12 protein-coding genes are annotated in these 15494 nt (G+C 44.0%); 3 read left to right on the top strand and 9 right to left on the bottom strand.

What is annotated here, in order from left to right:
- Positions 1 to 169 precede the first annotated feature (169 nt).
- Together AAA942_RS03670 and AAA942_RS03665 are read right to left on the bottom strand one after the other, a co-directional pair.
- Entirely contained in the window at positions 170 to 1519 is a 1350-nt protein-coding gene (locus tag AAA942_RS03670; protein ID WP_338218879.1) for a Gfo/Idh/MocA family protein, read from the bottom strand.
- Between the two features lie 21 nt (positions 1520 to 1540).
- A complete protein-coding gene (locus AAA942_RS03665; protein WP_338218878.1) occupies positions 1541 to 2923 on the bottom strand; it encodes a 3-keto-disaccharide hydrolase in 1383 nt (460 codons plus the stop codon).
- 171 nt (positions 2924 to 3094) lie between these two features.
- Here AAA942_RS03665 and AAA942_RS03660 point away from each other — a divergent pair, with 171 nt between their 5' ends.
- Entirely contained in the window at positions 3095 to 4258 is a 1164-nt protein-coding gene (locus tag AAA942_RS03660) for a THUMP domain-containing class I SAM-dependent RNA methyltransferase (protein ID WP_338218877.1), read from the top strand.
- Between the two features lie 58 nt (positions 4259 to 4316).
- Here the strand turns inward: AAA942_RS03660 and AAA942_RS03655 are convergent, their stop codons facing one another.
- Together AAA942_RS03655 and AAA942_RS03650 are read right to left on the bottom strand one after the other, a co-directional pair.
- The gene (locus AAA942_RS03655) at positions 4317 to 4817 is read right to left on the bottom strand and encodes a nuclear transport factor 2 family protein (RefSeq protein ID WP_338218876.1); all 501 of its coding nucleotides are present in this window, start codon (positions 4815 to 4817) and stop codon (positions 4317 to 4319) included.
- The gene (locus tag AAA942_RS03650) at positions 4814 to 5005 is read right to left on the bottom strand and encodes a hypothetical protein (RefSeq protein ID WP_338218875.1); all 192 of its coding nucleotides are present in this window, start codon (positions 5003 to 5005) and stop codon (positions 4814 to 4816) included. The genes AAA942_RS03655 and AAA942_RS03650 overlap by 4 nt, the downstream gene beginning before the upstream one ends.
- A 213-nt stretch (positions 5006 to 5218) precedes the next feature.
- Here AAA942_RS03650 and AAA942_RS03645 point away from each other — a divergent pair, with 213 nt between their 5' ends.
- Entirely contained in the window at positions 5219 to 6352 is a 1134-nt protein-coding gene (locus tag AAA942_RS03645) for a carboxypeptidase-like regulatory domain-containing protein (protein WP_338218874.1), read from the top strand.
- Between the two features lie 15 nt (positions 6353 to 6367).
- Complete coding sequence (locus tag AAA942_RS03640; RefSeq protein ID WP_338218873.1) at positions 6368 to 7984, top strand: hypothetical protein; 1617 nt, start codon at positions 6368 to 6370, stop codon at positions 7982 to 7984.
- Between the two features lie 88 nt (positions 7985 to 8072).
- Here AAA942_RS03640 and AAA942_RS03635 read toward each other — a convergent pair whose 3' ends face one another.
- The 5 genes from AAA942_RS03635 to AAA942_RS03615 all read right to left on the bottom strand — a co-directional run bounded on the left by AAA942_RS03635 (position 8073) and on the right by AAA942_RS03615 (position 15493).
- Entirely contained in the window at positions 8073 to 8375 is a 303-nt protein-coding gene (locus AAA942_RS03635; RefSeq protein ID WP_338218872.1) for a hypothetical protein, read from the bottom strand.
- A 3-nt stretch (positions 8376 to 8378) separates the two neighbouring features.
- A complete protein-coding gene (locus AAA942_RS03630) occupies positions 8379 to 10193 on the bottom strand; it encodes a C1 family peptidase (protein ID WP_338218871.1) in 1815 nt (604 codons plus the stop codon).
- Positions 10194 to 10461: 268 nt separating this feature from the next.
- A complete protein-coding gene (locus tag AAA942_RS03625; RefSeq protein WP_338218870.1) occupies positions 10462 to 12555 on the bottom strand; it encodes a M28 family peptidase in 2094 nt (697 codons plus the stop codon).
- 218 nt (positions 12556 to 12773) lie between these two features.
- Positions 12774 to 14075: an amidohydrolase family protein gene (locus AAA942_RS03620; protein WP_338218869.1), complete on the bottom strand. Its 1302-nt coding sequence runs from the start codon at positions 14073 to 14075 to the stop codon at positions 12774 to 12776.
- A gap of 20 nt (positions 14076 to 14095) precedes the next feature.
- A complete protein-coding gene (locus AAA942_RS03615; protein ID WP_338218868.1) occupies positions 14096 to 15493 on the bottom strand; it encodes an amidohydrolase family protein in 1398 nt (465 codons plus the stop codon).
- Between the last annotated feature and the right edge of the window lies 1 nt (position 15494).

The following is a 15494-nucleotide window of genomic DNA, read 5'->3' as shown; positions in this document are numbered from 1 at the left end:
CAATTGTTTCCGAAAAATTGGATCTATGCTGGACTATGGATCCTTTTTCTTTTGATAAGTGAAAAAACTATAGGCACCAAAGGAATTTTGATTATACAAAAAAACACCCCCAACCTATTCGGATGGAGGTGTCTGGTATATAAGAAAACCAAATTGAATGAACTGTTGATTAAATTTTCGGAGGTTCCCAGCCTTTTTCGTATTCTCGAGTCCAAAGCTTCATGGCTTCTTGGGAATTGAGAATATGTCCATTTTTTGGATCACATGTTAAGGTCTCTCCGGTTCTGCTACTGATATTGGCCAGATGGCAAAGTAGGGTAGAAACGGCACCTTCTTCAATATTGGAATTCTGCTTTTCCAGACCTCTTACAGCATTGAAGAAATTGACCACATGGGTTGTACTCATGTCTCCTCCGCCTCCTAATACGGTACCTCCCTCATTATTGTTTGCCAAATTTGATTTTATCTCCTTTCCAGTTCGGTCAAACTGCTTGTATCCTCCACGGTCTACATAGACAGATCCTTCCGTTCCATAGATTATCGTGCCCCGATCTGAGCCGTATGTTTTGTAATTGTTTCTACTTTTTCCTTCCCATTGAATCACCTTTCCCCCTTCAAATTTGAAGGTAGCATCCATAGTGTCATACATGGTCCATCCATCTTCCGGATAGTGCATTTTTCCAGAAACTACCATCACTTCAGAGGGGTAATCTACCTGCAGTGCCCAACGGGCCACATCCAATTCATGAGTTGCATTGTTACCGGTCTCTGCAGTCCCATAATCCCAACCGTACCAGTGCCAGTTGTAATTCCAGGTGTCATGCATATATGGTTTTCTCGGCGCAGGTCCTTGGAAAAGTTCCCAATCCAAACCTTCTGGAGCGGCTTGTTGTACAGGATTGGGTACGGGGCCTCGATTGTTACTGTAGAAAGCTTTGGCCATGTAGACATTGCCGATGGCTCCATTGTGAATAGCGGCAATGATTTCCCGGCTTTCAGGAGCCGAACGCTGCTGATTTCCCATCTGTACTACCTTGTTGTACTTTTTCTGTAGGGCAATCAGCAATTCGCCTTCTCTGGGATTGTGCGAGCAGGGTTTTTCCACATACACGTGTTTTCCACGTTCCAAAGCCAACCAAGTACCCGGAGCGTGCCAATGGTCTGGAGTAGCATTGATTAAAACATCCACTTCCTTGTCTTCCAATACTTTGAGGATATTCTGCTCCTGTTTGGGTTGATAGTCAATCCATTTTTCAAAGTTCTTGGCAGCCTTCGGCATCTGGGATTGCATGGCATCGCAGAGGTAGAGGAGGTTTACGTTGCTGGATTTTAATCCTATGGGTTCATAAAAAGCCCCCAGTCTTCTACCCAAACCTGCGAGCGCTACATTGAGGCGATCATTTGCGCCTAGGATTTTGCTGTAGGATTTGGGAGAAAAAGCAAAAGTTCCAAGAGCTGAAATCCCGATACCAGCGGCAGTGCTTTTCTTGATAAATTCTCTTCTATTGGGTTTTGCCATGGTTTTTTGGGTTTAAGGAATTCAATTTAAGGTTTTTATCTTGATGTTTTTGAAGCTGACCTCATCTCCATGATCCTGCAGGAGGATATGGCCTTGAGGAGCTTCGCCAAAGTTTTCCCAGATTTTGTACTTGGATATCGCTACCAAGTCTCTGAACTCTTGAGAACCCCGGACGTATTCCACGACCTTTACTCCATTAATGTAATGCTCCACGCGATTGTCGGGATATACCACGACCCGCCCTTTGTTCCATTCTCCGATTGGCCGTACGAATCTTGGCTGCTTGCTTGATGTAATTAAATCATACAGGGAGGAAAGGGTCCTGTTTCCGTCAATTCCCATTTTGGCGTCCGGATGCTTTTCATCATCTAGAATCTGATACTCCAGACCTATTGCGGAGCCTTTGTTGCCCTCAGAAAGGGTGACAAAGTACTTTAGTCCACTATTCGCTCCTTCAGTCAATCTAAAGTCAAATGCTAAATCAAAGGCAGAAAACTGCTCAGCGGTTACGATATCTCCTGCATTTTGAGACTCACTTCCATCAGTTTTTGCGATGGTCAAAATCCCGTCGGTAATGCTCCATCCCTCAGTAGGGAAAGAATCCTTATAGGCGCCTTTCCATCCTTCGCTGTTTTGTCCGTTGAAAAGCAATCTCCATCCATTGGCAATTTCGTAATCAGTCAGTTGATTGAGTCGGTTATTGACTACTGGAAGGTCTTTACCCCAAGGCTTTGGATCCAGATTTTCAGTTTTGATTTTGACATTCTTGAAATAGGTCTTTCTGCCGGCATCTTCTGCATTTCTTATGCTGTGCACCTGAAGTCCGACAAAGCCGGTTTTGTCCATATCATCCACCACATAGGCTACTTCCTTGCCATTGAGCCAGGTTTTGATTTCATCACCGATCGCTTCGATTCGGTAGTGGTTGTATTCTCCAAGTTTGAAAAGAGACTTGGCTTCTGGATTGAGATCCACAGGATACAGCCATCCTCTTCGTGCCTCGTCGTAGATACCCGCTGACCAGCCTCTTTCAGTAGGATCAGCTTCGATCTGATAGCCGAATACCAAACCTTTTCCATCTCGTGCGGCTGGGTCATATTGTCCTCTTGCCATCACTCCTGAGTTGCTGCTGGTATGTTCCACTTTCAGTTCCAGTTCGAGGATAAAGTCTCCAAAAGTTTCTTCGGTAATCAAAAATGTATTGGGAGAACCGGCAACGGCTGTACCGATAATTTCTCCATTGACTACTTCAAAGGTTGCGGTACCGGCTACTGTTTTCCATCCGTTGAGGTCTTCACCATTAAATAAGTCTTTCCAGCCGTCATCCTGCTTTTCTTGAGGTCCGCATGACCAAAGTGCCAAAAGGGAGAGCGAATAGACTAAGAATCGATTCCTGTAATTCATAAGTATTTTGAGTTAGGGTCTGAGGTAAAATTCCCCATTTCAGCTTGCTGGGGCAATGAAATTGCACTCCAAATTACGCAAACGATTGCATCTTTTTTGCCATTTGGGATGAATGGTCAGGGATTGGGAGTCTTTTTCCAAAAACCCAAATTGGTTTGATTACCTTTGCACATGCTTGATTTTAACCAAAAGGGAAAGGTATTTATTACCTGCAAGGACCGCTCGGTAAGTTATTTGGAAAAGGAAATTCGGGAACTGGGATTTGTTCCTGAAGAGATTGTAAGGACGGGCATCAGCATCAAAGCCTCTCTCGAAGATTGCATGGATCTCAACCTCCATCTCCGAACTGCCTCCCATGTTCTTTTTGAGATCAAATCTTTCTATTTGCGTTCTGCAGAGGATATTTACCGCAGGTTCAAAGCCATCCAATGGGAAGAATACTTGGATGTGGATGGGTACTTTTCTGTCAATTCTGTGGTGGAAAATCAATCCGTAACCACTCCTTTGATTGTCAATGTAAAAGTAAAAGATGCTATCGTAGACCGTTTTAGAGATTTATATGGAAGGCGACCGGATTCAGGATCGGATTTTTCGGGTTTGGTCATTCAGGTTTTCTGGAAGGATACGCAAGCTACCGTCTATCTGAATACGTCCGGGGAGACATTGGCAAAACATGGCTATCGCAAAATCCCCGGAAAAGCACCTATGATGGAGGCCCTAGCCACAGCTACCATTTATGCGACAGAGTGGAATACCCGTGTACCTTTTATCAATCCCATGTGCGGTTCGGGTACTCTGGCAATTGAAGCCGCTTTGATGGCTACAAAAAGATATCCGGGGCTATTCCGTGATCAATATTCATTTCAGTCTATCCTCGGCTATGATGAGGAAGCATTTCTTGCTAAAAAGCGAAAACTGGAAAATAAGATTGTGGAGGCCACAGAGGTCAAAATCATTGCTTCGGATATTTCGCTCCAAGCGATCTCTTTTGCAAGAGAAAATGCCGCCTATGCAGGAGTGGAGCATATGATTGACTTTCAGGTATGTGACTTTGCAGAGACTGAAATTCCTGAAAAACCCAGAGGGGTAATCATGTTCAATCCCGAATATGGTGAGAGATTGGGGGAAAATGAAGAATTGGAAATCACTTACAAAAGGATGGGTGATTTTATGAAGCAGAAATGTGCCGGCTACCGAGGCTATATTTTTACCGGAAACCTCGAATTAGCCAAAAAGGTGGGTTTGAAGGCTAGCCGAAGGATAGAATTCTGGAATGGGACGATTGACTGTCGCTTACTGAAATACGATTTGTATTCGGGAAGTAGGGAGGCTTAGTGTCCAGTTTGCAGTAGGCAGTTTGCAGAATGTATCGTCCTAAATAGAGTTGATTGGATTAATGCAAGCTGACCACTTTGGAAATCTTCCAACCTTCGGAACCCTCTTTCCAGAAGATCATAAACCGCCCCACTTTTCTGGGTTCATCTGGAGGATTGTCTGTATTGATGAAATAGTGTAGACCCATTTCTACTGCTCCAAAGCCGGGGATAGGATAGACTTCTATGCTATCGGGGACTAAATGACGCGTCACTCTACCACAGATATTTTTCTGTGTGGATTGGACGATTTCTTCTTTGCTTTTACTCAAGCCACCCTGATCGTGAAAAAATTCCAGATCCTCCGCATAAAAATCGGCATATTTTTCCAACAGGGTTTGGCATTCATTGTAGTACCCAAAAAACTCCTGATCCAACTTTACAATAGTTTTGTAGAGTTCAAGATCATCAGGCACATAGTTTTCAGTAATCCGATAGGCCATTGAATCCTGTGCCATTACTACTCCCACCTGTACCAGATAGAAAAGAGCGGTCAATATCGATTTGTAAAATGAGCTCATTTGTATCCGACCAATCTAAATGGAAGCATAAAGATATTTCTCACCAAGTCAAAGCTAAGGTCTACCGCAAACCCTATCAATCGGAAGGGAAGCAGCAATAACCAGATGATTGGATAAAGTACTAAAGCTACAATGGCAATGGGCCAACAGAGGACAAAAAGGATACACCAGAGAATAAATGTCAGCATGGTTGCAGTTTTTTTTTATATCCTTCACCAAAGGCTGTTCCAAGTTATTGTTTAGGCTTTTTTCAGCGTACGGGGTCTTTTGATTGGATTTACTGTTCTAAAATGAACACTTGGATTTTGAAATTTGGACACAAGCAGGATTTCTTTCGGGAAAATAGATTATTGAAATAAAAAGCTTAGTTTGAGTCTTTTACCCGAAAGACCTGATTTCCGATGAGATTTCTTTGGATTGTTCTTCTTCTTTTTCTTTCTCCCGATCTCCTCTCACAGACTGTTTCAGGAATTGTCACTGAAAAAGGCTCAGGGAAGCCTCTGCCTTTTGCCAACGTTTTTATAAATAACTCCACGCTTGGTTCTGCCACGGATGAGGAGGGGAGATTTTCGATTTCAGGGGATTTGCCTGAGGAATTTGAGCTGGTAGCATCTTTTGTGGGTTTTGGAACTCAATCGGTTCAAATCAAAAGAAAGGGGAGTCAAACCTTTGTTCAGAACTTTGAGCTTGTTTTTTTGGAGGATCAACTTTCCGAGGTCGAACTCAAGGCCAAGCGCGACAAGAGCTGGGAACGTAATCTCAAAATGTTCAAAGAGGTATTTTTAGCTGTTCCGGATGATCCTTTCGGCCGAGATATTGAAATATTGAATCCTTGGGTAATCGATTTTGAGACTGTAAAACCGGAGAAAGGCTTCAATTACACCAAGGCATCGGCCAATCAACCCTTGCTATTAGAGAATAGGGCTTTGGGGTATCGAATCGATTTCTATTTGCAGGATTTTAGAATGCTCCGAAATGCCTCCCGATTTTTTGGGCAGGCTTTTTACCAAGAACTTCCTTCTGAGAATGCCTTGACTGATTCCATCTGGATGAGGGAAAAAGAGCTTAATTATCGAAACTCAGTCAGGCACTTAGTCATGTCACTTCTTTTGAGAAACTCAGGAGCTCAGGGATTTGAACTATACACGGCTAATCCAAAAATCCCTAAGGAAGATCGTACCAATGATTTTTATTATGAATTGAACAAATCTATCGTTCCGGTCAAGTTAGAGTTTGTCTATGTGAAGCCTTTGGGAAATGGGACTTACCGGATTTTTCTTCCGGAGAGGGTGGAAGTTCATCATTTAACTAAACCTTGGCCAAATGACTATTATACCAATATTTACCATGCCATTTCATGGATAGTGGCTCCCTCCGGGCATTTTGATGTGGACCAGAAAGGCACACTTTTGCATCCTACACAACTGGTTTTGTCAGGATTTATGGGAAGGCAGCGCATGGCTCGATCGCTACCCTTGGATTTTATCCCAAATGAAAATTTTGCAGGGTTTTTGGATGAATTGGAGGTATTTTAAAATCGCCATATTCTTTTGAATAACCTCAGAGAAAAGCCTTGGTTAATCACTAACAAGGCTTTTTATTATCCCGGTGAGACGATGTGGGTAGGAGGGAAGATGCTTTATCAAAATCAGATCAAGCAGGACACACTGAGCAGAGCGCTTCATTGGGAGATAATTGACGAGGGATTGAATTCTGTTCAGAAAGGCATATTTGCCATCCAAGAGGGAAAAATATTTGGCGGGCTTGTGCTTTCTGATACTCTCTCCAGGGGGAACTATCTCCTCCGGGCCCACACTCGATGGAGCATGAACTTTGGGGAAATGGACTACTTTGAGCTGCCCTTCCCAATACTTGATCCCACAGAAAAGCTGGAGGCTAAGGTCCATGAAAAGGAAGAAGTATTTGGTGAAATTCAAGTAGTGCATCAGTATTCACTTAGTGATTCAGTGAATTACCGGGTTCTTTCTTTAGCCTTGGATTTTTTGGACGAATTGGATAATCCTATAGATGGTGAGGTGGTCATTTCTGCTGCTGAAGGCTCTATTAAAATGGAAGTTGAGCCAAAATTTCGATTGGAAAAGGCCTTGGATTGGTTGGACAATCCATTGAAAGAATCATTTGACAGCGATTTAACCCATCCGATAGAATATGGTGTTTCGGTAATGGGGAAATTTTTCCCGAACAAGAAAAGAGATCCTTTGGCCGTCCCGATCACTTTGGTCCAAGGGGATTTGGAGGATTATGGACAAGTGAGCTCGGACTCTTCGGGCTTGTTTTGGGCGAGTGGATTTCAGTTTAGGGATTCAGCACAACTTGCGATTGCTGCTTTGGATAAAAAGCTAAAACCCTATGGAAGCGTGGAGCTGATTTCTTGGACCCAACCGGGCTTTCGTGGATCTTTTCCCAAAGCTTCTTATCAAGTAATTACTATTCCAGAATCGGCTGATCCATTGATGGACTTATCGGGAGATTTCATACTCTTGGAGGAATTTGTCAAAGAGGGCGAAAAAGAAACCTTGGAGGATAGAAATTATGGCTACGGTGAGCCTAATCAGGAAATAGGTCCCAAGGACTTGGAAACCAAAACCTGGGCAGAAATTCTTGGATTACTCCGATTCAATATTAATACCCTGAAGTTTCGAAATTATACTTTCGGAGAAGTAACAGGTTCTCCTTTATTGATCATCGACGGAAACTCCATGCCCTTTTTAGACCCTTTAGAATTCCGGGAAAGATTACTCAGTTTTGAGCCTTCCCAATTGAAATCGGTCAAGGCCTACAATGACAATATTTCCAATGTGGTTTTTGGTATGGCTGGTTATTCGGGTGTTTTGATGATCGAAACCAAAAATGGCTCACGAATTGGTCCTGATTCTGATAAAAAGTTTAATTCGGAGGGATTTCAGATTTTTCCTGTAGCAGGATTTACTTCTTTTCCTGCCTTTTTCAATACTCCTCCCAAAGATCAATACCTCAAACCCAAAGCTACGCTCTATTGGAACCCCATGATAAAGGTTGAAAATGGCCAATTCCAAACCCTTATTTATGTTCCATACGGGACCGATCAGATCCAGTTGAGAGTGGAAGGGACTAGTTCTGAGGGGCAGCCCATCTACCGACTCATTCCACTCAAGCTGGATCGATAAATTATTCTTCAGGAGAGTAATTGGAATAAAAAAAGGTGTTGCAAATTCTGCAACACCTTATTCTTTTGGAAATAATCCATTTCCTGGCCTATCTGACTTCAACAGGTACTTTTTTCTCTATGGCTGGAACTCCTGATTTTAAATCAATTATAGAAGAAATGAGTGTTCCTTCACCCGGTTTTTTTGTTTTTAGGGTATAGATACATCCATGTGTCCCTTCCATATCCAGACCTTCTTCTTTTTCCAGAGAAATGAAGTCTGGCAAAAGGATTTCCGGTCTCATCATGAAAAACTCACGAGTCAAAGGATGGGTCACGGATTGCATCCTGTAGGTTTTTCCAATCTCCAAGATCAAAGAATCAACAGTATCTAAATCAAAGTCTACTTTCATAATTTATAATGTCCAGACCAAACGGAGTTTTGCTGTGGAGTAGCGACGAAGGAAAGCTACATTATCCGAAATGACATTCCACCAGATATCAGCCTGATTTCCTCCGGAAAGTGCCAGGGAATCCAGGTTGTAGGTCCAGGAAGAAGGAATATCTATGGATTCCTTGTATTTGAATCTACTTCCATCCGAATTGTAAACCTCAAGATAGGAAATATGAAGCTTGTTGCCGGACTTGGCATGCACGAGCATTTTGAAGGTTCTTCCCGCATTCGTTTTGCCTACAAAAACAGCAAAGTTCAATAGATTCGAATACACCGAAGTGGTGGACAAATTCATGGTGCTAATATTGGCGTGATTTAGTCCGGCCAAATTGTAGCCGATACAGGCTTGCGCATTATTGCGAGGCACCAAATAATGGACCCCTGCCCGTACTCCTTGCCACCAAAAGTCTGCATTGGTACTTGTCTCTCGTCCGGTATCCAAGTCACAAAGGTAAGAGCTTCTGATAATCAAGGCACTTCGCGTGAGATGCAGACTTCCATTGGCATTGTAAACGCGGAGATTTCTCAAGTAAAGATTGTCTCCGGCATAGGCTTCCGCTACGGCAAACCTGCCAGAGGAAGTCTTGAAGAATACTACTGCTGCCCGTAAAGCTGCCCTGCTGATTTTGGTAGTGTTGTAAGGGGCCAAAGCCAGTTTTCTTGGTAGTGGATTCGGTGGAGCTGCCGGTACGGTGCTGTGGACTACAAATCCGTATTTGGCGCAAGCCCGGATAAAGTTGTAGTGAAAATATCCGTAACCATTATGTCCCCAAGTGGCTCCCCAGCTGTTTTTGACAATGAAATACTGCTCGTTCCTGTTGTAGCCGACAATCAACATGGCATGTCCTCCTGGGTTAGCTGGACTACCATCGCTTTTCAGGAATGGGTCCAGAATATCATTATTGTCCTTATCATCCCATGAAGCATGGCAACCAAAGACAATATCATAGCCCTGGAATAGGAGGGCTTCCAAGTAGCGGGTATTTTTGATGCTCTCACCCACCAAGCCTTTGTCCTCAATGATCTTATAACTTCCAATGCCGAAGGATTGATTGTTTACCGCTGCCTGTGGTGGTCCGTAGGTATTGTTGGCCACCATATTATTGATGGTAGTTTGATTGGAAATGTAAGGCCATTGGCTTTCCAGGCAGACTCTTCCGTTGCTTCTGGCCAAGAAAGGTGCACCATCGGTGGTCTTAAGCCCATTGTCCTGATTGTGAGGGCGGTTTAGAAACTCATTGAATTTGTAGTGGGTGTATTGTTCAGATAGGTTGTCCGAGATATGAGGAAATGCCTCCAATACAGCCATACAAGCATGAGAAACGCAGGTACCCCTTCCGCCTTGGTCTTTGACCGGTGATTGATTTACGCGATGGTCTACTACTTCAGGCATATTGGCAATCAAAGCATCCGCTTGGATACTCACAGGGTTCAATAATCCGGAATCCACTGCGTAGTAGCTTTGAAAGCTGCTCATTTCTTCATCAATGGGTTCTGCGGACTTTTTGTCTGCTGCACTTAGTTTTGGTACATAATCAAAATCATCCGGGCTGATCAGGGAGATTTCCCTGAATTCAAAACGGGTTGACAGCTTAAATGAGGCTGGATCCAAGTCCAAGACGCCCGCATAGGATCGGGGCGTTTTTCTCATTGCCTTGAATACAAAACGATTACCGATTTTTTGAAATCTCTCATTCAAATCGGTGGCTGAAGAGGCTATTTTCGCTTTTGCTTTGAGTGCGTCTAGCTCTTCCTTTTTAAGGGTTGTTTTTGCCATTTTTTAAAAATTTAGGTTAAAAGAAAATATAATTAAAGCCTTTGTGGGGCTGAAAACTCAAGAAAAATCAATTAAGGACTTGAATAAAAGTAATTTATATATAGGATAAGCGCAAGTTTTTGATTGGTAAAAACGATTCTACTCAATTTTCTCACCAATTGGTTCAATTCGCCTTACTTGGACCAAGATTTGACTAGTCAGTTGCGAAGTCTTCTGCTATTCAAGGTCGTAAAAAAATCCGCGAAGGGTTATTTCGCGGATTTCTGTTTTACTCCATGAGTTGGGTCAGTTTATCGATCTTTTTACTCAGATCTAAAATTGCTTTGGCGTAGCGGGTATCCCATTCCTCCAATCTTGAAGTGTTTTTAATTGCGACTTCATACTGAATACCCGGGAGTATCCAAGAAGCATATCCTGAGAAGGGATCATTGCAGACATAAAGAGACTTATACCATTCCCCGTAATACATTCCTTTTGGGTCGATCCAGCTTTTTTCCAAACCGATCAGACCTTTGTTGATTTTTAATAGATTCTTGGCCGGTAGAGTTTCCTCATTCAGGGCCTTATGGAGCTTGGTTTGATAGGATTGAGAGCTTTTTTCCAACTGAGACAGAGCAGAGGCTACTTGATCAAATCCCTGGAAATTGGGATCGATGGTTTGTACATTTTTCACCGCCTGCTCAAAGTGTCCTTTCAGATCCTGAGCATATCTGGGTACATCGTAGGGAATCACCGCGGCGTTAGCCTGACGGATAGCCACCAAGCCAAATAACTGAGCCACTGCACCACCCATTTTGAAGCTGGGGTCGGAGAATTTGGAGTAATAGTGGAAGTTGTCATAGTTGGAGTGATAGGCGGTAGTTCCGCCAGATCCCCCACTTAATGATGGAATGCCAACGTGCATGTAGAAGGCTATGTGGTCTGAACCACCGCCTAAATTTCCGATTCGGGGTTCTTCATTTTTTCCAGCCCATACTTCAAAGACAGTTTTTGCCGAATCCGGATAAGTCACCTCTTTAGATGCATCAATGATCAACTTTTTCAAAGTAGGAGCTGCAGAAGCACCAAAATTTCTTCCAGACACTCCTCCGTCAAAGTTCATATAGGAAATGGCTTTTGCCCCCAGTTCTTTTTTCAGATGCTCCACCCATTCGGTTGACCCAATTACCCCTTGCTCTTCTGCATCCCAATGACCGATCAAGATAGATCGGGAAGGTTTTTGTCCTTTTTTATAAAGATCACCCAAGGCTTCTGCAAAAGTCAATAGCATAGCTGTCCCTGAATTAGGGTCTGTAGCCCCAAATGACCAGGCATCGTAGTGCGAACCCAAAATGATCCATTCATCCGGATAGTCTTTACCTACAAAGGTTCCGATTACGTTGTTTGCCCGAATAAATTCCGGTTTTTGGTCCACCATCACTCTGACTTTCAGGTCTTCCCCACCAGTGATGCGGTATTTGAAATCAAATCCACCTTGCCAAGCTTCCGGGACTTCGGAGCCTTGCATTCGGCTGAGAATTTCTTTTGCAGCCCCATAGCCAATAGGTGTCACCGGAATCGTATGGAATGCAACCTCAGAAGGATCATCTCTTTTTACCTTTTTCGAGCCGTCCAGAGGAAGTGCGGGTCTATTGGGAGTGAGTGGGTCTCCCGTAAAATCCAAAGTGAGCATGGAGCCTCTTTGAATGGTAGTCTCATTAAAATAGGGGCCTTTTGGATAGACTTCTCCTCTGGCAAATCCGGAATCTTTGGGGTCTGTATAGACGACCAAACCCACCATCCCATATTGCTCGGCATACTTGGCTTTGTATCCGCGGAAATTGCCTCCGTACCGGGCGAGGGCAATTTTTCCTTTGAGATCAACTCCCATTTCGGCGAGTTTTTGAAAATCCTCCCGGGTTCCGTAGTTGACATAAACTACCTCAGCGGTCACATCTCCACTTCCCGAGAAAGCATTGAATCCCAAGTGAAGTCTTGGATCATCCGAAAATGGGTCTTCATCGATTTTGCCTTCTTTTTGGGAAAGGGTCATCTGTACCGGAGAAATGATCTGAAGTTCAGATTTGCCGGGGTGATTGGGAAGATAGACATCATAAGGCCACACTCGCACCGCCATGCCGGCATCGACCATTATTTTGACCATATAGTCTTTGACCAGTTCGTTTTCCGGAGTGCCGGCGATGTGCGGGTTTTTTGTCAGTTCCTGCAGGTGAATTTTAAATCGATCAAAAGGAACTGCATTGAGGTAATCCAGTTCGAATTTTTTCTGATCGGCAAGTTGAGAGGGGAGAAATCCGTCCTGGGCAGACAAATTCCCGAGAAATAGGCTAAGGGCAAAAGCCGAGAGTATAGTTTTTTTCATGTGGAGGATTTGATAATTGTAAAATTGAAAGGTCGAGTATGGAAAAGCAAAGCTTCCGAGTGCTGAACCTCTCAGCTCAATTTAGGCCAAATTTTTTTCTTTGTGGTATAGATTGATTGATTGTTGAGGGGTACTCAGGGGATTCTCCCATCTTCAAATTTTCGAATCTATCAATTAAAAAAAAAGCCACGGGAACTTGTCCCATGGCTTTCGGAAAATCAATTTGCTTTCAGACCCGGAGACCTTTCGAGGAATTCCAGATAAAGTCGGATATGTCTGTTGGAAAGCGGAATTCTGTATCCATCGATGAATACATGCATAATTTGTGTTCGGGTTTCAAATGGATCTCCCGTTGACACAATCAGGTTGGCTCTTTTTCCTACCTCAACAGATCCATATTGGTCTGCAATACCCATGATTTCAGCAGGATTGATGGTGACAGCCTTCCAAGCTTCTTCTTTGCCTAGGCCATAAGCAGCGGCAAAAGCAGCGTGAAAGGGAAGGTTTCTTACGTTATCATCATCATCTGTTCTCAAAGCTACTTTTACGCCTGCTTTCGCCATTTTACCCGCATTGGCGTATGCGGCATCGTATCTATCAGACTGTCTGGTAGGCAAATCCTGCACAGGTCCAGTGATAACCGGAATTCCGGCTTTAGCAATTTCATCAGCTACTCTCCATCCCTCAGCTACTCCGGAAAATATAACGCGGATATCTTTGTCCTCTACCCACTTGATCGCATTTTGAATATCTGAAGCCGCGTCTACCTGAATGAGCAGAGGGAGTTCTTTGCTGATTGCCTTGGACAGATGTTCCATTTCTGGATAATACTGAAGAGTTGCTCCTGAGTTTTTCAATTCCAGATAAGATTTGGCATTTTCCCAGATATCGTTGGCCTCTTTCATTGCCTTTTCTGCGTCTTTTTTGATATCGTCTTCAGATCTCCGATCAAAACGACCTCTTCTTCCTGAGTTCGGGAAACTCATCACCACGGCCTTGAAGCCTCCATACATTTGGTCAGGAGTGTAGCCATTGAGATTGATCAAAGCGGCTGTGCCTGGGAAAAGGCCACCTGTAGGTACTGCCAAGACGGTAGTGACGCCAGAAACGCGTGTCACGCCGATTGCCTCTGCATTGGGGTTTATTGTGGTCAGGGCCTGCATGTTTGGAGTCACGTTTCCTATTTCTGCATAGTCCACAGTTTCCGGGACAGAACTTACTTCCACCATACCCAATCGGGTTCCGCTATCGATCATTCCCGGATACACAAACATTCCGGTACAGTCAATGACTTCTGCATCTCCTGCAGAAAGATTTGCTCCTACTTGGGTGATTTTTCCATTTTCTACCAAGACTGAGGTATTGGTCAAAGTACCCTTGGTAATGGTCACTACAGTAGCATTTTGCAATAGGAATTTTCCCGAGCGGGGCTTTACAAATTCCCCGTCTATTTGAGCTAGGACTGCCAGGGGCAAAAAGCCCAATAGCAGTGTGTAAACTGTTTTAAGTATGTTTTTCATTTTCTAGTCTTTTGAGGGAATTAATGATGATGTTCTTCTTCCAACAAAAATGCACCTTGGAAGGCTTCAAAATAAGCATCCACGTCCTGCATGCATCGGTGTGCTTCTTCGTCAGCACGGAGGAAAATCGGTTCTACCATTTCTGTTGCCGCAATCAGTTGGCGCTGATCGTCTTTGTCTTCTTTGATATCAAAGTACTTGACGCCATCGACAAAGGTCATCTGAGGAATAGCATAAGAAGAAAGGGGATGTCCTTCGAAAACAACCAGATCTGCCTGTTTTCCGACTTCGATTGAACCCACTTTATCGTCAATTCCCAATTGCTTTGCAGGATTGATGGTGATCATGGCCAGGGCTTCATCATCTGTCAAACCACCATATCGCTGGGTTTTAGCCGCTTCATGGTAGAGATGGCGTATAAGCTCTGCTGAATCGGAATTAATGGAGGTAAGTGCTCCGTTTCTTTGAAGGATTGCCGCATTGAATGCAGTGGAATAGTACACTTCAAATTTGTAAGACCACCAGTCTGCAAAGACAGAAGCCCCCATCGTGTATTCGGCGATTTCGGGAGCTACTTTGAATCCCTCATTGGTATGCTGGAATACCAGCTTTTTGATCCCAAAGTCACGGGCTACGTTGATCAGCATGTAGATCTCGTCCGCACGGTAGGAGTGGCAGTGGATAATGATCTTTCCGTCCAGAATATCTGCCAAGGTCTGAAGCCTCTCGCTGTAGGCGGGAGGAGGTGTGGTGTTGCCTTTTTGTGACTTGGCCGCGTTGTAGGTTTCCCAGGCCTTCTTGTATTGGATGGCCTCATTGAATCCGTTTCTCAATACCGCTTCCACTCCCATTCTTGTTCTTGGCTGGATACCGTTTCCTCTTCCGTGAACTCGGGTTGGGTTTTCGCCAAGGGCGAATTTGATGGTTCTTGGTGCATCCTGCATGATGATTTCAGCTGGATCTTTGGCGCCCCATCTGTGCTTTAGTGTGGCATTTTGCCCACCTACTACGTTTGCTGAGCCGTGCATGGCATGGGAGATGGTAACTCCACCAGCCAAAGCTCTGTAAATTCCGATTTCAAAAGGATTGACTACGTCTTTCATCCGAACCTCAGAAGTAATAGGCGCAGAGGCTTCGTTCACTACGTCCAAGGCCACATGAGAATGTGCGTCAATGATTCCCGGCATCAGGTATTTGCCGGTGGCGTCAATGGTGGATACTCCCGAGGGAGCGGAGAGATTTTTTCCGATTTGCTTGATTATCCCGTCCTGAACCAAGACATCGGTATTTTCCTGATTGCCTTGGGTAATGGTGAGGACGGTGGCATTTTTAATTAAAATGCTGCCTTTGGGTGTTTGAGCCTGTGAGTTTAGCCCTAAGCCCAACAATGCAGCGAGAATATAGGTTAGCTTTTTCATA

Origin of the sequence: Algoriphagus sp. oki45 (genome assembly GCF_036245605.1) — a bacterium.
Classification (GTDB): Bacteria; Bacteroidota; Bacteroidia; order Cytophagales; family Cyclobacteriaceae; genus Algoriphagus.
Note: the sequence above shows the minus strand (reverse complement) of the source record. Positions and strands in the feature narration are given on the sequence as shown.

Bases quoted from the DNA above. Each gene is read 5' to 3' on its own strand.
- AAA942_RS03670 (WP_338218879.1), bottom strand. From the start codon at position 1,519: ATGGCAAAACCCAATAGAAGAGAATTTATCAAGAAAAGCACTGCCGCT.
- AAA942_RS03665 (WP_338218878.1), bottom strand. From the start codon at position 2,923: ATGAATTACAGGAATCGATTCTTAGTCTATTCGCTCTCCCTTTTGGCA.
- AAA942_RS03660 (WP_338218877.1), top strand. From the start codon at position 3,095: ATGCTTGATTTTAACCAAAAGGGAAAGGTATTTATTACCTGCAAGGAC.
- AAA942_RS03655 (WP_338218876.1), bottom strand. From the start codon at position 4,817: ATGAGCTCATTTTACAAATCGATATTGACCGCTCTTTTCTATCTGGTA.
- AAA942_RS03650 (WP_338218875.1), bottom strand. From the start codon at position 5,005: ATGCTGACATTTATTCTCTGGTGTATCCTTTTTGTCCTCTGTTGGCCC.
- AAA942_RS03645 (WP_338218874.1), top strand. From the start codon at position 5,219: ATGAGATTTCTTTGGATTGTTCTTCTTCTTTTTCTTTCTCCCGATCTC.
- AAA942_RS03635 (WP_338218872.1), bottom strand. From the start codon at position 8,375: ATGAAAGTAGACTTTGATTTAGATACTGTTGATTCTTTGATCTTGGAG.
- AAA942_RS03630 (WP_338218871.1), bottom strand. From the start codon at position 10,193: ATGGCAAAAACAACCCTTAAAAAGGAAGAGCTAGACGCACTCAAAGCA.
- AAA942_RS03625 (WP_338218870.1), bottom strand. From the start codon at position 12,555: ATGAAAAAAACTATACTCTCGGCTTTTGCCCTTAGCCTATTTCTCGGG.
- AAA942_RS03620 (WP_338218869.1), bottom strand. From the start codon at position 14,075: ATGAAAAACATACTTAAAACAGTTTACACACTGCTATTGGGCTTTTTG.
- AAA942_RS03615 (WP_338218868.1), bottom strand. From the start codon at position 15,493: ATGAAAAAGCTAACCTATATTCTCGCTGCATTGTTGGGCTTAGGGCTA.